Here is a 19,467-nt window from a genome sequence, read left to right on the forward strand (position 1 = left end):
GCCCGCGGCCACAGGAGTGACGTCATGGGTATCGCACGTACCGCGCTGTGCACCGCCACGTTGATGCTGGGCCTCGGCGCCGCCAGCGCGCCCGCACGGGCAGCGACGGCCGATGCGGCATTGCGCACCGCCGCCACGAAGGAGCAGGCCGCGGTCATCGACACGCTGCGCGACCTGGTGACGGTGGAATCCGGTTCGACCGACCACGAGGGCGTCGCCACGTTGATGACCTATCTGGACAAGCGCCTGCGGGCGCTCGATGCCAAGGTCGACCGCGTGGCGTCGGCGAGCGGTGGACCCGACATGGTGCGTGGTGTCTTCACCGGGAAGGGCACGCTCAGGGTGATGCTGATCGCCCACGCCGATACCGTGTACGACCGCGGCATCCTGGCCAGGGAGCCGTACCACCGGAAGGGCAATCTGCTGTACGGCCCGGGCATCGCCGACGACAAGGGCGGGATCGCGGTGATCCTGCACGCGCTTGCGCTGTTGAAGGCGCGCGGCTGGAACGACTACGCCACGGTCACCGTGCTGTTCAATCCGGACGAGGAAATCGGCTCGCCCGGGTCCGGCGAAACCATCGCCACGCTGGCCGAGCAACAGGACGTGGTGCTGTCGTTCGAGCCATCGCCGGCCAAGGCGGTCATCGAACACGAAGGCGTGCTGTTGAGCGCGGCCGGCACGTCGCAGGTGCGGATGACGGTACAGGGTTTGTCCGCACACGCGGGTGCGGCGCCGGAGCAGGGCCGCAATGCCCTGCTGGAACTGGCGCACCAGCTGGTGCAGACCAGGGACGTGGCCACCGGCGTGCCCGGTGCGCAACTCAACTGGACCACGGCGAGCGCGGGCACCGCACGCAACCAGATTCCCGAGCGCGCCGAAGCCGGCGGCGACGCGCGCGTGATGCAGGCCGACAGCAACGACAACCTGCTGGCCGCCCTGCAGGCCAAGGTGAAGGAAAGCCAGCTGGTCCCGGATACCACCACCACGGTGACGCTGGAACCGTTGCGTCCCATCTATGTGGCCGGCGAACGCGGTCGTGCGCTGGCCGACCTGGCGCGCAGCATCTATGCCGAACTCGATGGCCGGCAACTGCTGATGCATCCGACCACCAACGGCGGCACCGATGCGGGCTTCGCCGGACGCTCCGGCAAGGCCGCGGTGCTGGAGGGGCTGGGACTGGCGGGGTGGGGCTACCACGCGCGCAACGAGTACATCGAGATCGACTCCATTCCGCCGCGCCTGTACCTGGCATCGCGGATGCTGATCGAGCTGGGCAAGCGCGCCTCGCCGCCTGCCCGGTGATCGCGCGGTCACTGGGGCTGCGTACGTCTCGGTTTCGCCGAGCGCCCCGCAAGAGGTCGCCCGTTGCGGCGGGACCTCCTTGTCTCTGACGTCATGGGGTGTGCGTCCGGGAACGCGCCTGACGACGGATCGCTGCATACGTCAGGGGCATGGTTGCCCATCGCTGTGAGGTCGGAAATCGTACTCTGGCCTCTGCATGCCGATGGGGTAGCGCGATCATCGCGGCGTGCGATGGACGGTGGCATGGCGTTCGATACCACCACAGGTCGCGCGACAAGACGCGCCACATGACGCACCACCCTGCGCATGGTGGCGCGGGATATCCGTCGACGTGTCGGCCGATACCGGTCGGTATCAATGCTTATGCCCCTGCGTATCAGCGATCACCTGCGTGCCCATGGCGCGCGATGCCCGTGCGTATGACGCGTCATCATCTGCGGTATGGAGCACCTCATCCGGTGACATGGCGAGCGATACCAACTGGTATCGACGATGATGCCGGCTGGTATGTCGGTCCATGACCGCGCTGCTGTCGCGCGATGATGCGCCATATGGAACGCCGGTCGGTGTGATGCGATGCGTGCGGTGTGCGGATGAAATGTTAGAGGTTTTTCCGTGTGCTGCGTCCTACAGTGGAGGCGTCTGCCAGAGGGCAGGCATCCCACTGACAAGGAACCAAGGAGAGGGTATGAGTCAAAACATCGTGGACATCATCTTCGACGATGAGGCATTGACGGATATCGACGGAGCGTTGACGACACTGGACACGCGGTTCGCGGGACTGGTGGCACTGGATCCGGTGAAGCGGCGCAGGTTGCACAAGATGGGTGACAAGTCGGAGGCGTTCTGCCGGTTGGCGGTCGATGTGCTGACGGCCAATCCGCAGATCCTGCCGGCGAACTTCGACCTGGCGGCGCTGCAGCGGGACGTCGCGGCGCTGGATGCGCTGCGGTTGCGCACGGTGCAGGTGATGCGCCTGTACCAGCGGATGCTGGATACGGAGATGGCCCTGGGCAGCGACATGATGTCGAACTCCGTGGAGGGGTATCGCCTGCTATCACTGGCCGGCAAGGGCTCGGGACTGGACGGGCTGCGCAAGCAGCTGGCGGTGCGGTTCAAGAACAAGCGGTCGAAGAGCGAGCCCGACGAGGATTTGCTGCCGGAGGCGGGCAGGGCGGCAGATAGGGAGTAGTCGTCCTGGCATGTGAGTGTTGGCGAATGGGGCCGCGAGGCCCCATTTTCTTTGGCGGTGCCGGGTGTTTCCGCCTGTCGCCGCCATCAGCAGTTGCCGGGCGGGCCGCTGGATGCAGCTACAGGCCGGCTTGTCGGCCGCGCTCACCCAGCCTCCGGTCTGGAAAATGTACGCTGGCCCATTTTCCGGGAGTCATCCCCATGAAGGTCGAGCGCACCCGCCATGTCGATGCCAGTGAGCAGGATGAGTCCGAGGGGTACGACTACTACTACGAGTACGACATCTACTTGTTCACTGACGGCTCCACCAGCGTCGCAGCGCGCAGCTACGTCGATGAGCCGCATGAAGCGCACTTCCTCAGCATCGAGGAACACGGACGTTCGCGCACGCTGGTGGATGCCGACCTGAAGCGCTCGCTGTTCCAGGCAGCGCAGTCGCACCTTCGTAGCGAGGGCAAGACGGACCTGCGGTGGTTGAGTGGCAGGGGCGACGGCTATGAGCCTGTTTCTGCGGGTGGGGCTGAAGGTGACGCTGGTGGTTGAGGGTGAGCCCTAAGCCGCGGTTGGCAGAAGGAGTGGCCCGGCATGAACGGTGCTGTGGCATTGCGGGCTTCAGTAACCGGTCGTCCGAGAGAAATTGCACTCTGACCCCTGTTTTGCCTGTTTTTGGCACTAGGTCTTGATTGCTATTCCGCCCTCAGCAGCCTTCGCCACTAGGTAATTGATAAAGCCAGTGCAGGAAACCAACATGAATTTGGCATCTGTCAGTCCAAGCTTTGGTTCGTCGAGCATGGCATGCCTAATGCCGTCGGCGTCTGACGTGTAGCCATAGAGTGCGCTAAGGCTCTTCTTTAGAGCAGGATGAATCAAGCCGCCTGCTTCTAGTTTTTGCAACGCTTCACCCAGCGTGGCTTTCGGCTGGCCAGTCAACAGCTTGGCAATCGACTCCACCGCGGATATGGATTCCTTCACAGAATTTCTGTAGTCAGGCTTGTCTCTGTTGGCGAGAAGCGCCAGGGCAGATTTAAGGTGTGCGTGCGGTCCGACCATGGCTGAAGTGTTATTAAGAGCGTTCTCGATGCTTGCGATCTCCTCTTCCGAGGTGATTGGCGTGAACTGGCTATCCACAAGTCGGTATGCTGAGAGTTCTCTCTCGAGCACATTGTTAACAAACGTGCGGAATGAGGTTCCGATCCTTTCATCAAACTGCTGAAGATCTTCCGTGATGAACTCCACGAAGTCGAAGACCTCAAACCATACGCATTTAAAAAAATACTGTCGCACCTCAGCCATCGCGCTCCGATAGCTATCAGGCATTAAGTCGATTGGCTTCTTGAAGTAGAGGTGCCATAGGCGCCTGAGGATATCTCCATACTTAACGTCTTCGACTAAGCGCCACTCCTGGACGTCATTGCTCAGAAGGTGCAGATGGATTCCATCCCATAGGCCGTTCCTGATGGCATCTGTAATTCCCTCGCTCTGAAGGACTGATCGCACTTTGACAAGTCCTTGTCGTTCTGAGAACTTCATACTTAGTCGACCATGGGGACTTGGCGCTCATAGTAAGCTTGGCAAGCGCCATCGCAAAGCTTGATGTCAGCGCCTGATTGGGGCTTACGCAGTGCCACCTGGCGTCATCCTGGCGCCAGTCGAGCTTTAGTCGTGTCGCGACGCGCTGCCAACCGGCGCAGAATCAACTGAACTCTGACGGTACGGTGGGGTATGACGGACGACGCGTGGATTGGGTTATTTGGTGGCATCCTGATAGCACTAGTCAGTGCACTAGTTGCGATATTGCTTCAGCGCGCCCATGAGTATAGGAAGGAGAAAGCTACCGCAAGGCTTGCGGTCTACACGATGCTCCTAGAGTTAAACAACCTCTACTTTTGGGTTGTGTCGTCAGAGATGCAACAGCGGCATCCGCCGGAAGAGATCTTGGTGAAGTGCAGGGAGGTTTCGTCGCAACTGTCGGAGAAACTTCGCACATTCGACACGGTTGAACATCTCGAAGAAATTCTAACCGTTCTCTTTAGCTCGTCATTCAAGACGGCCAATGACAGGGCGAGGCGCTTGGATAGGCTGATTGATGCCTATGGCGAGTTGGTCAACCCGAAATTCGCAAAAGCAATCTCCAAGGTTAGCCAAGACAATCTACTTGGTCAGATGCAGCGTGGAAGCCTTGACACCAACGCGCCAGGAGCGTGGCGCTATGAACGCACGCGCTCATCTAGTGTCGAGGGTGATGACTCTTAGCACGTAGGATGGGTTGAGCGTAGCGATACCCATCGTCATGCCGGCACGCTGCGATTGATGGGTATCGCCTGCGGCTCAACCCATCCTACCAATGGCTGCGAAGGTGCCAGGCCCACAAACGAAAAAACCCCGGAAGTCCGGGGTTTGATCGTGGTGCCGAAGGTGGGACTCGAACCCACACGCTTTTAAGGGCGGCGGATTTTGAGTCCGCTGCGTCTACCATTCCGCCACTTCGGCGCGGACGCGGAGTATAGCCGAGGCCGGCCCCCGGCCGACAGGGGCGGGGTCCGCAGCGCCTCAGTTGACCTGGTCCGTCCCCAGCAACCGCTCGCCACGGCGCTGCCAGCCCTCGGCGCCGGCCGCTTCCTCCGGCGTGAAGATCCCGCAGCGGACCATCGTCCGCTGGTACACATGCAGGCTGACCGCGATGGCCTTGTCGCTCGGATTGCGGATGGTGTGGTACTCGTGCGGCGGAATCAGGCTGCCCGCCGAGCCCGTGCCGGCCTCGATCGTCCCCGCCGGGATGAAGCGGTAACGCACGTCGTCGTGCTCGGCCAGCTCGTACTGCGTGATTTCCAGCCGCCCGCGCCACACGCCTTCCACGCACCACATGCCCGAATGATCGTGGATCTTCGTGCCCTGGCCCGGGCCCCACGTCATCGCGATGACGCTGTAGCCATGTTCCGGACTGGTATACAGCTCGCGGCGCGCGTAGTGGTCCGAGATCGGCTCCAGCACACAGGCCGGCAGGCTGACCTCCTCGTCGCAGATCAGTTCGCACAGCGACTTGCGCAGCGCATCGGTGACGGCACGGTCGTCGCCCAGGGCGACGGCGGCATCCAGCGACGCGACCAGCTTGTCGGCGCCTGGGAAATCGAGGGTCATGGGATGGCCCGCTTGAGAATGTGCGGCCATTTTAGCCGGCTGGGGCGGGGAGGGGGTTCTGCGGTGCGGGAAGGCGGCTGGCTGAGCCCCTCTCCCGCCGGCGACCGAAGGAGGTCCCCTGGGAGAGAGGGGTTGGGGTGAGGGTTGGCGGAGTGGCGTGGGTTCGGCGGCTCGCACACCCTCATCCGGCGCTGCGCGCCACCTTCTCCCGGAGGGAGAAGGGAAAGTAGCGTGCGCTGTGCGCACGACGCGCGGTGGTGGGTTCATGGGTCGTGCGCATGGCGCACGCTACGTTGGCGTCGCGCTTGAAGCCCCTCTCCCGCCGGGAGAGGGGTTGGGGTGAGGGTCGGCGGAGTGGCCTGGGTTCGGCGGCCCGCACACCCTCATCCGGCGCTGCGCGCCACCTTCTCCCGGAGGGAGAAGGGAACAACGGGGCTCATATCCCCGCCAGGAAATCCCGTACCGCCGGGCCGAACCGCCCGAAATCCACCAGGAAGGCGTCGTGCCCCTGCGGCGACTCCAGCGGCAGGAACTCCGCCTGCGCCCCGCCGGCCGCCAGCCCTTCCGCGATCTGCTGCTGCTGTTGCAGCGGGAACAGGATGTCGGTGGTGGCGCCGATGGCCAGCGCCCGCTGCACGCGGATCTTCGCCAGACCCTTCTCCACGTCGCCGTCCGCGTACTCGGCCAGATCGAACCAGTCCATCGACCGGCTGAGATACAGATAGCAGTTGGGATCGAAGCGGCGCACGAAGCGGCGTGCGTGGCCTTCCAGATAGCTCTCCACCTGGAACTCCAGCCCGAACGGCTCCTCGTCGGGTCGGTCCGACTCCAGCCGTACGCGACCGAAACGGCCATCCCACTCCAGCGCCGAGCGGTAGGTGATCACGCCCAGCTTGCGCGCCATGCGCATGCCGGATTCGGGATACGTCTCCTCGTCGTAACCGCCGTGATTCCACTGCGGATCCAGCCGGATCGCCTCGCGCTGCAGCGAGCGGATGGCGATGGAGAACGGCAGCGCCTGCGCACTGCCCGAGATGTTGATGTGCGTGCGCGCCGCGCCCGGGTGCAGCAGCAGGTAGGCCAGCGCCGTCATCCCGCCCATCGAGTTGCCGATGATGCAGGCCAACTGCTCGATGCCCAGCCCGCGCACCACGTCGAACGCCGCATTGGCGCCGTCTTCCACCGACAGCTCGGGGAAGTCGAGGCGGTACAGCGCGCCGGTGTCCGGATTGACCGACGCCGGCCCGGTCGAGCCCTTGCAGCTGCCCAGCGAGTTCACGCAGACCACGAACCAGCGGTCGGTGTCGATCGGCTTGCCCGGCCCGAGCATCGCCTCCCACCAGCCCTCGGCGTCGTTGCCCGGATTGCGTGCCGCATGCGCATCCGGCGACAGCCCGGTGACGATCAGCACCGCATTGTCGCGGCGTTCGTTCAACGTGCCCCAGGTCTCGTACGCCATCCGTGCCCCGTGCAGCGCCCCGCCGCGCTTCATGCGGAACGGCGAGGGCAGGAGATGGAAGCGGGTGCCGGGGGGGATGAATTCGGTCATCCGCCAAGTGTAGCGACCCGGACGGTGCTATTCGCCCCGCCAGCGCAACCCGGCACGCACCGGCAGGTGGTCCGAGCCGATATCGGGTCCGCGCTCCGCACCCGTGCGCGCGAAGCCCGGCGAGACCAGCACATGGTCGATGCCGATGCCGAAGAGGCCACGCGCCTCGCTCGGGTAGGTGGGCGCCCAGCCGCTGGCGCGGCGCAACGGACGCATGTCGTGGCCGAGCAGCGCGCTGGACCAAGGCGTGGCGTTGAGATCGCCGGCGACGATGACCGGGTGTGCCGTGGCCGCGGTCGCGAGCTCGCGCAACAGGCGATCACGTGCGTGGTACTTGCGCGTGGCCATCGGTGGCTTGGGATGCGCCGCCACCAGACGGACGGTGCGGCCGTCGATGTCGAGGTCGGCTTCCAGCCGCAAGGCGCCCAGGCCGTCAGCCAGCACGCGCACGTTGTGCAGCGGTCGGTCGGACAGCACGCCCAGCCCGGGCGGCGAGACGAGCGGATGCAGCGCCTGGTGGGCGAAGCCGCCGTACTTCCTCGTGGCCAGCGCAGCGGCGTAGTCCGGCGACAGCTCGGTCAGCACCACGAGGTTGGCGGGCTTCCGCTGCAGCCAGTCGAGCAGCGCGGCGGGATCGCGCTGGCGGATGTTGACGTTGGCGACGGCGACCACGAGATCCGGTTTTTCGTCCGTGTGCGGCGCCACCGGGCTGGCGGTGATCCAGGGCAGGGCCAGCAGCGGCAGGCCCAGCAGCCAGCGCCTGTCGTGCAGCGTGCCAAGCAGGCAGGCGACCAGCCAGGCCACGACGTAGAGCGGCTGCCAGTGCGCGAACAGGTCCAGTGCCCAGCCGATCGATCCCTGGCCCGGCCACCAGGCGCGTTGCAGCGGCAGCAGCAGGCCAAGCAGGGCAGGGACGGCGATCCACGGTATGAGCCGGGACATGATGCGGGCGCGGCTCATGCGGTGGGCGAGAAGTGGATCGTCGCCGGAGTGTAGGCAAGGCGGCGGAGCGGTGCCATGTCAGCGCCCATCAGGAGACGCTGCCGCGATGGGCTGTATCCAAGTGCGCGATCCGAGCCCTCTCCTCCGCTTGCGGGGGAGAGGGTTGGGAGAGGGGGGGCGCGCTTGAGTTGTCCGTGCTTGTCTCAGTGGCGATGCGGCCGCTGCATACGAATGAGATGTCGAGAGGGGACAGGTCGTCGCTCGCCCCCTCACCCACCCCCGCGTTGCGGGGGCACCCTCTCCCCCTGCGCGGGGGAGAGGGGTCGTGTTACGGCACCACGCGATCGATCGTCAGCGTGTAGGTGTTGCCGGCCTTGACGTCGGCGGTGACGGCGGTGGCTTCCAGGTCGCCGGACTGCGCGGCGGGGCCGTTGCCCTTGGCGATGCGAGCGACCAGTTGCACCTGCGGCAGCTGCGACAGCTTCAGCGTGGGCATGGGGCTGTCGCCATCGCCGAGCGGGACGGTCACCGGGAAGGCGGACACCGGCAGGCGCTTGGCGGCGACCGGCATCGGCGGGCCGCCCACCTGGCGGGCGAACACGAACAGCGTATCGCCCGGTGCCAACTTGTCCTTCAGCGCCGGCGCCAGGTCCACGGTCACCGTGAGCAACGCGGGCGCGGCGTCGGCGGCTGGTGCAGGCGCTGTATCCGCCAGCGGCGGCAGGCCGGCCTCGGCGCGGGCTTCGTTGATCTGCGTGCGCAGGGTGGCGGCGGTGTTGGGATCGACCTTGGCCAGCAGCGGCTCCCAGGTCTTGGCGGCTTCCGCGTGCTTGCCCTCCTGGCGCTGCGCCAGGCCGACGAACCACAGCGCACGCTGGTGGTCGGGATTGATGGCGATGGCCTTGTCGAGCAGCGCGACCGCCTGCGCATCGAGCTTGCGGTCGGCGTTGTTGAACAGCCGTGCCTGCGCGGCTTCGACCAGCAGGTCGGCGTCGGTGGGGAGCAGCTGCACCGCGCGCTCGAACGCTTTCTGCGCATCGCCGTAGCGCTGCAGCGCGGCGTACGACTTGCCGAGCAGGCGCCAGCCTTCGGGTTCGTTCGGCTGCTTCTTCAGTTCGGCTTCCAGCTGCGCGACGGCGTCGTCCAGCGTGGCCGGCATCGGCGTGGCCGCCTGCGGCTCCAGCGCGGCCGGCGTGCCGACCGCGCGGTACAGCGCGAACGTGGCGATGCCCAGCGTCGCCACGCCGGCCAGCACCAGGCCGCGCGCATCGCGCCACAGGGGCCACAACACCGCCAGCAGCACGGCCAGGGACAGCACGATGGCGAGGATCACGAAAGCGGTCATCACCACTCCTGGTCGGTGTCGTCGGTGGCGGGCGCGGGTCGCTTCGAGCGCTTCGCCACGATCAGGCCGACCCACACGCCGCCGGCCAGCAGCAGGAACAGCGGGCCGAACCACAGGATGTAGGTGCCCGGCGCGACCTCGGGCTTGTACAGCACGAACTCGCCATAGCGGTCGACGAGGAACTGCTTCACCTGCGCGTCGTTCCTGCCCTGGCGCATCAGGTCCAGCACCTCGCGGCGCAGGTCATGCGCGATCTGCGCATTGGAATCGGCCAGCGACTGGTTCTGGCACATCACGCAGCGCAGCTCGGCGGTGAGCCTGTGGAAGCGCGTTTCCTCGGCCGCATCGTGGAACTGCAGCGGGGTGGGATCGCTGGCCTGGGCGAAGGCAGTGACACTGCAGACGGCCAGGCACAGGGCGAGCACCCACCTACGCACGGAGGTGACGGACATCCTGCTCATCGACCGGCTTCGATCTTTTCCAGCGCCGGGATCAGCTGGTGGTCGATGATGGCCTGGTCGATCGCGCCGACGTGCTTCCAGCGGATGATGCCGTTGCCGTCGACCAGGAAGGTTTCCGGCGCACCGTAGATGCCCCAGTCGATCGCGGTGCGGCCTTCCAGGTCGGCGACCACCATCATGTAGGGATTGCCGAACTGCTCCAGCCAGCGCAGCGCGTCCTCGCGTTCGTCCTTGAGGTTGTAGCCGATGAAGCGCACGCGCTTGGTCAGCGCGAACTTGGTGAGGATCGGATGCTCGACGCGGCATTCCGGGCACCAGCTGCCCCACACATTCATCACGTAGGGCTGGCCGGCGAGGTCGGCGTTGGTGACGCGCTTGGCCGGATCGTGCAGCAGCGGCAGGTCGAACGCGGGTGCGGGCTTGCCGATCAGCGGCGACGGAAGCGCGTCGCGACCGGCACGGTCGGACTGCGACACGCCGTAGTACAGCAGGCCCATCAGGCCGACGAAGAACAGGCCGATGATGACCAGCGCGAACGTCAGCGCGCCACGCGAGCGTGGCGGCGACGGCGGGAGTTCGGAAGCGTTGTTCATGCGGGGCGCGCCTCGGCATTCTTGTGGTTGCGGAACCGGCGGTCGAGGGCGGTGACGAAGCCGCCCAGCGCCATCAGCGCGGCGCCGAGCCAGATCCAGCGGATGAAGGGTTTGAGGTGCACGCGCAGCGCCCAGGCCCCGTCGCCGAGGGGCTCGCCGATGGCGACGAACACGTCGCCCAGCAGCCCCGGCTTGATGCCGGCTTCGGTCATCACCTGGCCACCACTGGCGTAGGCGCGCTTCTCCGGGTGCAGCAGGATCACCGGCTTGCCATCGCGCAGCACCTGCACGTGGCCACGGTCGGACAGGTAGTTGGGCCCCTGCGTTTCATCGACGCCCTGGAAGTGGAAACCCCAGCGGCCGACCTCGACGGTCTGGCCCGGCTTCACCGCCAGTTCGCGCTGCACGTTGAGGCCTTCGACCAGCAGTGCGCCGACCAGGAACACCGCAATGCCGGTATGCGCCAGCGTCATGCCGAGCATCTCCGGGGTGAAGCGGCCATTGGCGCGCAGGCGCTGCCAGAGGAAGCGCAACGTGCCCAGGCCGACCCAGGCCGCGCCGAGGATGCCGGCGGCGACCTTCAGCTTGCCCTGCGGCGCCATGAAGTAGGCGATGACGGCCAGCACCAGCGCCAGCCCGGCCCACGGCAGCAGCATCGCGAAGGGTTTCGACAGGTTGTCGCGCTGCCACTTGGTGATCGGCCCGAACGGCACCAGCGCCACCAGCGGTGCCATCAGCACGATGAAGAGCAGGCTGAAGTAGGGCGGGCCGACCGAGATCTTGCCGAGGTCCAGCGCGTCGGCGATCAGCGGATACAGCGTGCCCAGCAGCACCATCGCGCAGGCCGCGGTCAGCAGCAGGTTGTTGGCCAGCAGCAGCGTCTCGCGCGAACTGGCGGCGAAGTACGACTTCTCCGATTCGCCGTCGGCCAGTTGCGGCGCGCGCAGCGCATACAGCAGCAGCGAGCTGCCGATCACCACGCCAAGGAAGATCAGGATGAACACGCCGCGGGTGGGATCGGCGGCGAAGGCGTGCACGCTGGTGATCACGCCCGAGCGCACCAGGAACGTGCCCAGCAGCGACAGCGAGAACGCGGCGATGGCCAGCAGCAGCGTCCAGCCACGGAACGCGCCGCGCTTCTCGGTGACCGCCTGCGAGTGGATCAGTGCCGCGCCGACCAGCCACGGCATGAAGCTCGCGTTCTCGACCGGATCCCAGAACCACCAGCCGCCCCAGCCCAGCTCGTAGTACGCCCACCAGCTGCCCAGCGCGATGCCCAGCGTCAGGAAGCCCCAGGCCACGTTCGTCCACGGCCGTGTCCAGCGCAGCCAGCGTGCATCGACATGGCCGTCGAGCAGCGCGGCGATGGCGAACGCGAACGGCACCACGAAACCCACGTAGCCCACGTACAGCAGCGGCGGATGGATGATCATCCCCGGGTCCTGCAGCAGCGGGTTGAGGTCGCGGCCTTCGCCGGGCGAGGGCAGCAGGCGGACGAACGGATTGGAGGTGAAGATCAGGAAGGCGAGGAAGCCGATGGCCAGCACGCCCATCACGCCGAGCACGCGCGCCATCACCACCTCGGGCAGGCGGCGCGAGAACAGCGCGACCGCGGCGGTCCACAGCGCCAGCACCAGCGCCCACAGCAGCAGCGAGCCTTCGTGCGAACCCCACACGGCGGTGTAGCGGTAGACCATCGGCAGCAGCGAGTTGGAGTTGTCGGCGACGTACTTCACCGAGAAGTCCTGCTGCACGAATGCCACCGTCAATGCGATGAAGGCCAGCATCACCAGCCACAGCTGCGCATAGGCGGCCGGGCGTGCCACGTTCATCCAACTGGCCTTGTTGCGCTGCGCGCCGGCCAGCGGCAGCACCGACTGCAGGATGGCGACCAGCAGCGCCAGGATCAGCGCGATTTGTCCGAGTTCAGGGAGCATCAGTCATCCAGTTGCGGTGCGAACGGACGCAAAAGCGCCCCTCATCCGGCCTCCGGCCACCTTCTCCCCGCAGGCGGGGAGAAGGGAGCTTCCAGCAAGAGCAGTAGAAGTGGTGCGTTGGCTTGATCTCGCAAGGAGAGGCCACGTGCGCATTCCCTCTCCCTGCGCAGCGGGGAGAGGGTGCCGAAGGCGGGTGAGGGGCGAGCGGAGAGGGGGCGGCGTCCGCAATCCGGGAAGCAGCAACGCGCGCGATAGTTCGCGGGGCGCACGGAGAGCAACGGCAAAGGCGCCCCTCATCCGGCCTCCGGCCACCTTCTCCCCGCAGGCGGGGAGAAGGGAACGGGCGAGCTGCACTATCAATTCGCCGACCCCGCCGGCGCGGCCTGCACATCGTGCTTCTGGTGCGCCTTGCCCATCTTGTCGGCGACTTCCTTCGGCATGTAGGCCTCGTCGTGTTTCGCCAGCACGTCGGTGGCGACGAACACGCCGTCCTGCATGGAGCCGGTGGCGACCACGGCCTGTCCCTCGCGGAACAGGTCGGGCAGGATCTTGTCGTAGCGCACCGTCAGCTGCGCATCGCCGTCGGTGACGCCGAAGTGCGAGACCAGCGAGCCGGGTTCGCGCTTGAACGAGTTCTTCTCGACCATGCCGCCGAGGCGGAAGCGGGATTCGCCGGCTTCGCCACGCAGCACTTCGGCGGGCGTGTACAGGTAGGCCACGTTGCGCTGCAGCGCCATCGCGATCAGCGTGGTGGCGATGCCGGCCACCACGACGGCGAGCAGCACGAACAGCAGGCGGCGACGGCGCACGGGATTCATCGGTCAGCGTTCCAGGTCGGCGGGGGCGGCGCTGCGGCGCGCATCGCGCGCCACGCGTTGGCGGACGGCGCGCAGTTCGCGGCGCACCTGCAGGCGCGGGGCCAGGAAGTCCCAGCCCAGCACGATGGCGAACACGGCGTAGGCGCCGATGACGTATTCGAGGTAGCTCACGGCGCGGCCTCCTTCGTGGCGGCGAGTTTCGCCACCCAGTCCTTGCCGGCTTCGCGGCGCAGGTTGTCCGCGCGCGCGCGCGCCAGCAGTGAGCCGGCGAACCAGAACTTCGTCGCGACCACCATCAGCACCAGCGGCAGGATCATGCTGTCGTCCATGCTGGACTCGCCGAACACGCGGATCGTCTGGCCCTGGTGCAGCGAGTTCCACCACACCACCGAGTAGCGGATCACCGGCAGGATCGCCACGCCGACGATGGCCAGCAGGCCGGCCGCGCGCGCGGCATTGCGGCGGTCGTCGATGGCGCCGTACAGGCCCATCACGCCCAGGTAGAGGAACAGCAGGATCAGTTCGGTGGTCAGGCGCGGATCCCAGTCCCACCACGTGCCCCACATCGGCTTGCCCCAGATGCTGCCGGTGGCCAGCGTAATGACGGTGAACGCGGCGCCGGTCGGCGCGCAGGCCATCGCCAGGATCTCGCACAGCTTGATGCGCCAGACCAGCGCGATGGCCGCGTAGAACGCCATCAGGCCGAACACGAACATGCTCATCCACGCGCTGGGCACGTGGATGTAGAGGATGCGGAAGCTGTCGCCCTGCTGGTAGTCGGCCGGCACCACGAACAACGCCTGCCACAGGCCAAGTCCGAGCAGCACGACCGCCGCCAGGTAGCACCACGGTGTCCAGCGCGCCGCGAAACGGTCGAAGTACGGAGGCGAACCGAGTTGGTGGAACCAGCGGACGAGAGGATTCATGCGGCGGCGGTCTTCAGGTCAGGGCGATGCGGATCGCCGCGGCGGCGGCCAGCGGCGCCAGCAGCAGCGAGAGCAACAGGCCGGCGGCCAGCCAGAGGAGGGCGCCGGAGGCATCCAGCCCTTGTGCGCTGGCGGCGACGGCACCCGCGCCGAACACCAGCACGGGCACGTACAGCGGCAACGCCAGCAGGGCCACAAGGATACCAGAGCGCCTCATGCCGACCGTCAGCGCGGCGACCACCGCACCGAGCAGGCTCAGCAGCGGCGTGCCGAGCGCGAGCGTGGCGAGCAGCATCGGCAATTCGCTGCGCGGCAGGTGCAGCATCTCGCCGAGCAGCGGTGCGGCGAGCACCAGCGGCAGTGCGGTGGTGGCCCAGTGCGTCAGCACGCGCACAAGCACCAGCCAGGCCAGCGGCACCGGTGCGAGGATCCACTGTTCGAGCGAACCGTCTTCGGCATCGCCACGGAACAGCGTGTCCAGCGACAGCAGGCCGGCCAGCAGCACCGCCACCCACACCACCGCAGGCGCGACCTTCGACAGCACCAGCGGCGCGGTGCCCAGGCCGAGCGCGAACAGCACGACCACCAGCAGCGCGAACAACGCCGGCTGCAGCGCATCGCCACGACGACGCCACAGCAGCTGCACGTCGCGGGTGATCAGCGCGCGCGCGGTCTGCATGAGCGAGGGTGCGGTGGTCATGCGTGAAGTCCCATGGAACAGCCCCTTCCCCCGCGTGCGGGGGAAGGCCGGGATGGGGGCGAAGCGGAGTCGTGTGCCGCGATGTGGACATGGGAATTCCGCACGCGCCTTCCCTGCAGACGCGACATTCGACACGGGACCGGGCCGGCGCATCGACGTGCGCCGGTTTGCCCCCACCCCAACCCTCCCCCGTGAACAGGGGAGGGGGCGGTATGCAGGGGAGTCGGGAACACCGCCGCCGGACTCATGCCGTGCGTCCCCGTTCCAGCACCAGCATCCGCGTCTGCACCGGCGGTGCGGCATAGGCGCCGTGCGTGGTGACCAGGGCGGCGCCGCCGTCGCGCAGGTGCGCGGAGATCATCCGGTTCACCAGGGTGATGCCGTCCAGGTCGAGGTTGGCGTAGGGCTCGTCGAGCAGCCACAACGGTGAGGGCGACAGCCACAGGCGCGCCAGCGACAGGCGCTTCTTCTGCCCGGCGGACAGCTGGCGGGCGAGGGCGTCCTCATAGCCGGCCAGGCCGACCATCGCCAGCGCATTGCCCGGCATCTGGCGCGCGCGGCGGCCATGCAGGCCGCAGAGGAAGTTGAGGTTCTCGAGCGTGTTCAGGTCCGCCTTCAGCGCCGGCAGATGGCCCAGGTAGGCCATCGCATGCGCCCGGCGCGACGGCCCGGCGGGCTGGCCGTCGATGTCGATCTGCCCGGCATCGGCACGCAGCAGGCCGGCCAGCACGCGCAGCAGGGTGGTCTTGCCGACGCCGTTGCCGCCCTGCACCAGCAGCGCTTCGCCCGCATCCACGGCGAAATCCAGCGGCCCGAACACCGGCTCGTCGTTGCGCGAGAACGCCAGGGCGCGGGCGGCCAGCAACGGCGGGTGGCGGGGAGCGGCGTCGGTCATCGGATCGGGCGTTCCCGGGCGGGAGGCTGGGGGGTCCTGGCGGTTCAGCCGCCCATTCTAAACGGAGGTGCCGGCCCGGCCGCCTGCGACATACGGTCGCGGCGGGTAATACGTGGTTACTGGCCCACCCAGTCGGTATACGGATCGCCGTCGGCCTGCGGCGGGCGCGGCCACATCATCCGCAGCCGCACCGGCGTATCGGCGGACCAGAACAGCGTGCCGCCCTGGCGGAATTCGCGGGCCAGCGCGTCGGCCTGCTCCGGGGTGGCATCCAGCACCAGGCAGCCGTGTTCGACCATGCCGCCTTGGTTGTTGCAGCCCAGCGCGGGGTGGAACGCCAGCCCCAGCGTGTGCAGGCGCGCGTGCAGGCGCTCCTGGGCCTCGTCGTTGAGATGCCGCGGCGTGTCGCCCGGCGGCGGATTCCACGCCGTGATGAACAGATAGCGGCTGGCGATGACCTGCCGCTCGACGTCCTCGGCGGTCATGCCGGTGCGGAACAGCCACTCCTGCCGGCCCACGCTGACGAAGTAGTGCGCGGCGGCCCAGGCGGTGGCCAGCCGCGCGCGTTCCTCTTCGGGGACATCCCCGGTTCCGGTGCGGTCGGCGGGAACGCTGTGTTCGGCCATGGCGGCATCATCGCGCGTAATGGCGAGCGCGTACACTCCGCCTTCCCCCTCATCGAGTACCTGAACCGGGATGTTCCAGCCCCAGACGAAGCTGCCCAAGGTGGGCACGACCATCTTCACCGTGATGTCGCAGCTGGCCGCCGAGCACGGCGCGGTCAACCTGGGGCAGGGTTTCCCCGATTTCGCGGTGCCGTCGCGGTTGGTGGACGAACTGGACGCCGCCATGCGCGCGGGCCACAACCAGTACGCGCCGATGACGGGCGTGGCGCCGCTGCGCCAGGCCATCGCCGAGAAGGTGCTGCGCTGCTATGGCCGCCAGGTGGACCCGGACACCGAGATCACCGTGACCAGCGGCGCGACCGAGGCGCTGTTCAACGCCATCCATGCGGTGGTGCGTCCGGGCGAAGAGGTCATCGTGCTGGATCCGGCCTACGACAGCTACGAGCCTGCGATCGACCTGGCCGGCGCACGCGCCGTACACGTGCCGCTGGATCCGCAGACCTTCGCGGTGGACTGGGACCGCGTGCGCGCGGCCATCACGCCGAAAACACGCCTGCTGATCGTCAACAGCCCGCACAACCCGTCCGGCGCGATGTTCGACGAAGCCGACATCCGCGCGCTGTCCGCGTTGCTGGAAGGCACCGGCATCTACCTGATCTCGGACGAGGTGTATGAGCACATCGTCTTCGACGGCCGCCGCCACGAGTCCATCCTGCGCTATCCGGAACTGGCCGCGCGTGCGTTCGTCGTGTCCAGTTTCGGCAAGACCTACCACTGCACCGGCTGGAAGATCGGCTATGCGATCGCGCCTCCGGCGTTGAGCGCGGAGTTCCGCAAGGTGCACCAGTACAACGTGTTCTGCACGTTCGCCCCGGCGCAACACGCCTTCGCTGCGATGATCCGGCAGGAACCGGAGCACTACGAGCAACTGGGCGCGTTCTACCAGGAGAAGCGCGACCGTTTCCGCGAGCAGCTGCTGGGCACGAAATTCAAGCCACTGCCGGTGCCGGGCGGTTACTTCCAACTGGTGGATTATTCGGCGGTCAGCGATTTGCCGGATGCCGAGTTCGTGAAGTGGCTGACCATCGAGCATGGCGTCACGGCCATTCCGCTGTCGCCGTTCTACGAGACGCCGCCGGCCGGGCAACGCCTGGCAAGGTTGTGCTTCGCGAAGAACGAGGCGACGCTGGATGCGGCGATCACCCGGTTGAAAGCACTCTGATCGTCGTCCCAGCGAAGGCTGGGACCCATGGGCTTCTGCTTCGCTGTTCGCTGGAAAGCGGCAAAGCCAATGGATCCCAGCTTGCGCTGGGATGACGTGGAAAACATTGCGATCGTCGTCATGCCGATGGCGGTCTGGAGACAGAACCCATGCAGGACCTCCGCATTTCCCTCGTCCAGGGCGAGACGCGCTGGCACGACCCGGCCGGCAACCGCGACTACTACGATGGCCTGATCGCACCGCTCGCGGGGAAGAGCGATCTGGTCATCCTGCCGGAGACCTTCACCAGCGGCTTCAGCAACGAGGCGATCGACCAGGCCGAAGGCATGGAGGGCGCCACCGTGGCGTGGATCCGCGAGCAGGCGGCGAAACTCGGTGCCGCGGTCACTGGCAGCGTCCAGTTGCGCACTGCCGAGGGCGTGTTCAACCGCCTGCTGTTCGCGACACCCGATGGCGAGCTGCAGACCTACGACAAGCGCCATCTGTTCCGCTACGCCAACGAACACAAACGCTACGCCGCCGGCCGCGACCGGCTGACGGTGGAATGGAAGGGCTGGCGGATCAATCCGCTGGTCTGCTACGACCTGCGCTTCCCGGTGTTCGCGCGCAACCGTTACGACGTCGAACGGCCGGATCAGCTGGATTTCGATCTGCAGTTGTTCGTGGCGAACTGGCCGGCGGCACGGGCGTATCCGTGGAAGACGCTGCTGCGGGCGCGGGCGATCGAGAATCTGTGCTACGTGGCGGCGGTGAATCGTGCGGGCACGGATGGCAATGGGCACGAGTACAGCGGTGACAGTGCGGTCATCGACATGCTCGGGCAGCCGGTGGTGGAGTTGCCGGCGGGCGAGGGCGTGGTGACCACGGTGATCTCGGCGGAGGCGCTGGCGGCGCATCGGGAGCGGTTCCCGGCGATGTTGGATGCGGACCGGTTCGAGTTGCGCTGATTTGTCTTGAGCCCCTCTCCCGGTGGGAGAGGGGCTCAATGGCGTCAGCCGGCTTTCGGCGGCAGGATCTGGCACACCGCCTGGCACATCACCAGTACGCGTCCCGCGTCGTCACGTACTTCGCCGGCGAGGAACAGCTGATTGCGCGTGCGCTCCACCAACTTCGCATGACAGGTGATGTGCGTCAGGTCTGGTGTCACCGGGCGCAGGTACTGCGTATTGAGCGATGTCGTGACGCTCGGCGGTGCGATCAGGTACGAGAACGGCCCCAGCGTGTTGTCCAGCGCCGCCACGATGAAACCGCCCTGCATGTACCCGATCGGATTCTGGTAGCGACCCAGTACCGGGAAACGCATCGCCAGCGACTGGCCTTCCACGTACTCCACCGGTTCCCCCTGCATGTCGAGCAGGCAGGGCGGTGGGATCTGCAGTGGGGCGCCGGCCGGGAGCCGGGCACGCAGCAGGGCGTTGATGTCGGTTGTGACGTCGCTCATTGGGTGAAGCTCAGTTCGAACGAGGTGAAGAACGGCGCACGCGGTGGCGGGGACAGTGCGCTGCTGGCGATCTGCTTCTGCACGCAGATCGCCAGCGGGGTGCCGCCTTCGCGCCAGGTGCGCACCACCTTGCCGGTCGCATCCAGTTCCGCCACGACCACGAACGGCGAGGTGTCCGCTGTCGGCGTGGCGCAACCGGCGATGGCGGCTTCCAGTGCTACGCCCTGCGCATCGCGCATGGCGCTGGCTTGGGCGGCGGGCAACGAGGCTTCGTCCGTATCCGCGCGCTGCTTGGCGCTCGCATAGTCCGCAGGCGACTGCGCATGCGCCAGCGAGGCGCAGCACAGCGCACAGACGAGCAGGAGGCGTCGCATCACC

General features: G+C 67.0%; 22 protein-coding genes and 1 tRNA gene. 6 read left to right on the plus strand and 17 right to left on the minus strand.

The features are described 5' to 3' along the window. The first annotated feature begins 24 nt into the window (after positions 1-24). The 3 genes from CSC78_RS02995 to CSC78_RS03005 all read left to right on the plus strand — a co-directional run bounded on the left by CSC78_RS02995 (position 25) and on the right by CSC78_RS03005 (position 3,039). Positions 25-1,305 carry a glutamate carboxypeptidase gene (locus CSC78_RS02995; RefSeq protein ID WP_202924107.1) on the plus strand — a complete coding sequence of 427 codons (1,281 nt, stop codon included), beginning with the start codon at positions 25-27 and terminating at the stop codon, positions 1,303-1,305. 688 nt (positions 1,306-1,993) lie between these two features. Then, a complete protein-coding gene (locus CSC78_RS03000) occupies positions 1,994-2,497 on the plus strand; it encodes a hypothetical protein (RefSeq protein WP_162336411.1) in 504 nt (167 codons plus the stop codon). 200 nt (positions 2,498-2,697) lie between these two features. Next, entirely contained in the window at positions 2,698-3,039 is a 342-nt protein-coding gene (locus CSC78_RS03005) for a hypothetical protein (RefSeq protein ID WP_162336412.1), read from the plus strand. A gap of 129 nt (positions 3,040-3,168) precedes the next feature. Here CSC78_RS03005 and CSC78_RS03010 read toward each other — a convergent pair whose 3' ends face one another. Beyond that, complete coding sequence (locus CSC78_RS03010) at positions 3,169-4,026, minus strand: AbiJ-NTD4 domain-containing protein (RefSeq protein WP_162336413.1); 858 nt, start codon at positions 4,024-4,026, stop codon at positions 3,169-3,171. A gap of 192 nt (positions 4,027-4,218) precedes the next feature. On the opposite strand from CSC78_RS03010, the gene CSC78_RS03015 reads away from it, so the two are divergent. After that, on the plus strand, positions 4,219-4,749 hold the full coding sequence (locus CSC78_RS03015; protein WP_162336414.1) for a hypothetical protein: 531 nt from the start codon (positions 4,219-4,221) through the stop codon (positions 4,747-4,749). A 151-nt stretch (positions 4,750-4,900) separates the two neighbouring features. Here CSC78_RS03015 and CSC78_RS03020 read toward each other — a convergent pair. The 14 genes from CSC78_RS03020 to CSC78_RS03085 form a co-directional block, all read right to left on the minus strand. Continuing rightward, a tRNA-Leu gene (locus CSC78_RS03020) sits at positions 4,901-4,986 on the minus strand. 60 nt (positions 4,987-5,046) lie between these two features. Then, entirely contained in the window at positions 5,047-5,634 is a 588-nt protein-coding gene (locus CSC78_RS03025) for a cysteine dioxygenase family protein (RefSeq protein WP_162336415.1), read from the minus strand. A gap of 436 nt (positions 5,635-6,070) precedes the next feature. Beyond that, positions 6,071-7,183, minus strand: a complete 1,113-nt coding sequence (gene metX / locus CSC78_RS03030; RefSeq protein WP_162336416.1) for a homoserine O-acetyltransferase MetX — start codon at positions 7,181-7,183, stop codon at positions 6,071-6,073. A gap of 27 nt (positions 7,184-7,210) precedes the next feature. Next, the gene (locus tag CSC78_RS03035) at positions 7,211-8,125 is read right to left on the minus strand and encodes an endonuclease/exonuclease/phosphatase family protein (RefSeq protein ID WP_162336417.1); all 915 of its coding nucleotides are present in this window, start codon (positions 8,123-8,125) and stop codon (positions 7,211-7,213) included. A 328-nt stretch (positions 8,126-8,453) separates the two neighbouring features. Continuing rightward, on the minus strand, positions 8,454-9,470 hold the full coding sequence (locus tag CSC78_RS03040; protein WP_162336418.1) for a tetratricopeptide repeat protein: 1,017 nt from the start codon (positions 9,468-9,470) through the stop codon (positions 8,454-8,456). Beyond that, positions 9,470-9,931, minus strand: a complete 462-nt coding sequence (locus CSC78_RS03045; protein WP_162336419.1) for a cytochrome c-type biogenesis protein — start codon at positions 9,929-9,931, stop codon at positions 9,470-9,472. Before CSC78_RS03045 ends, CSC78_RS03040 begins: the two co-directional genes overlap by 1 nt. Further along, the gene (locus CSC78_RS03050) at positions 9,928-10,524 is read right to left on the minus strand and encodes a DsbE family thiol:disulfide interchange protein (protein ID WP_162336420.1); all 597 of its coding nucleotides are present in this window, start codon (positions 10,522-10,524) and stop codon (positions 9,928-9,930) included. The genes CSC78_RS03045 and CSC78_RS03050 overlap by 4 nt, the downstream gene beginning before the upstream one ends. After that, positions 10,521-12,461: a heme lyase CcmF/NrfE family subunit gene (locus CSC78_RS03055; protein WP_162336421.1), complete on the minus strand. Its 1,941-nt coding sequence runs from the start codon at positions 12,459-12,461 to the stop codon at positions 10,521-10,523. The genes CSC78_RS03050 and CSC78_RS03055 overlap by 4 nt, the downstream gene beginning before the upstream one ends. A gap of 356 nt (positions 12,462-12,817) precedes the next feature. Continuing rightward, on the minus strand, positions 12,818-13,279 hold the full coding sequence (ccmE, locus tag CSC78_RS03060) for a cytochrome c maturation protein CcmE (protein ID WP_162336422.1): 462 nt from the start codon (positions 13,277-13,279) through the stop codon (positions 12,818-12,820). Between the two features lie 3 nt (positions 13,280-13,282). After that, positions 13,283-13,450 carry a heme exporter protein CcmD gene (gene ccmD / locus CSC78_RS03065; protein WP_162336423.1) on the minus strand — a complete coding sequence of 56 codons (168 nt, stop codon included), beginning with the start codon at positions 13,448-13,450 and terminating at the stop codon, positions 13,283-13,285. Beyond that, positions 13,447-14,205 carry a heme ABC transporter permease gene (locus CSC78_RS03070; protein ID WP_162336424.1) on the minus strand — a complete coding sequence of 253 codons (759 nt, stop codon included), beginning with the start codon at positions 14,203-14,205 and terminating at the stop codon, positions 13,447-13,449. The genes ccmD and CSC78_RS03070 overlap by 4 nt, the downstream gene beginning before the upstream one ends. A 13-nt stretch (positions 14,206-14,218) precedes the next feature. After that, complete coding sequence (ccmB, locus tag CSC78_RS03075; protein WP_162336425.1) at positions 14,219-14,905, minus strand: heme exporter protein CcmB; 687 nt, start codon at positions 14,903-14,905, stop codon at positions 14,219-14,221. Positions 14,906-15,149: 244 nt separating this feature from the next. Then, positions 15,150-15,800, minus strand: a complete 651-nt coding sequence (gene ccmA, locus CSC78_RS03080; protein WP_162336426.1) for a heme ABC exporter ATP-binding protein CcmA — start codon at positions 15,798-15,800, stop codon at positions 15,150-15,152. A 116-nt stretch (positions 15,801-15,916) separates the two neighbouring features. After that, positions 15,917-16,426, minus strand: a complete 510-nt coding sequence (locus tag CSC78_RS03085) for a DUF3293 domain-containing protein (protein ID WP_162336427.1) — start codon at positions 16,424-16,426, stop codon at positions 15,917-15,919. A 70-nt stretch (positions 16,427-16,496) separates the two neighbouring features. Between CSC78_RS03085 and CSC78_RS03090 the strand changes: the two genes are divergently transcribed. Further along, positions 16,497-17,648, plus strand: a complete 1,152-nt coding sequence (locus tag CSC78_RS03090; protein WP_162336428.1) for a pyridoxal phosphate-dependent aminotransferase — start codon at positions 16,497-16,499, stop codon at positions 17,646-17,648. 149 nt (positions 17,649-17,797) lie between these two features. Continuing rightward, positions 17,798-18,595, plus strand: a complete 798-nt coding sequence (locus CSC78_RS03095) for an amidohydrolase (RefSeq protein WP_162336429.1) — start codon at positions 17,798-17,800, stop codon at positions 18,593-18,595. A gap of 44 nt (positions 18,596-18,639) precedes the next feature. Here CSC78_RS03095 and CSC78_RS03100 read toward each other — a convergent pair whose 3' ends face one another. Both CSC78_RS03100 and CSC78_RS18960 read right to left on the minus strand, forming a co-directional pair. Continuing rightward, positions 18,640-19,089, minus strand: a complete 450-nt coding sequence (locus CSC78_RS03100; RefSeq protein ID WP_162336430.1) for a PaaI family thioesterase — start codon at positions 19,087-19,089, stop codon at positions 18,640-18,642. Beyond that, positions 19,086-19,463 (minus strand): hypothetical protein, encoded by a 378-nt coding sequence (locus CSC78_RS18960; protein ID WP_238391142.1) that lies wholly within the window; start codon positions 19,461-19,463, stop codon positions 19,086-19,088. Before CSC78_RS18960 ends, CSC78_RS03100 begins: the two co-directional genes overlap by 4 nt. Positions 19,464-19,467: the final 4 nt, after the last annotated feature.

The organism is Pseudoxanthomonas japonensis (assembly GCF_010093445.1).
Lineage (GTDB): Bacteria > Pseudomonadota > Gammaproteobacteria > Xanthomonadales > Xanthomonadaceae > Pseudoxanthomonas_A > Pseudoxanthomonas_A japonensis.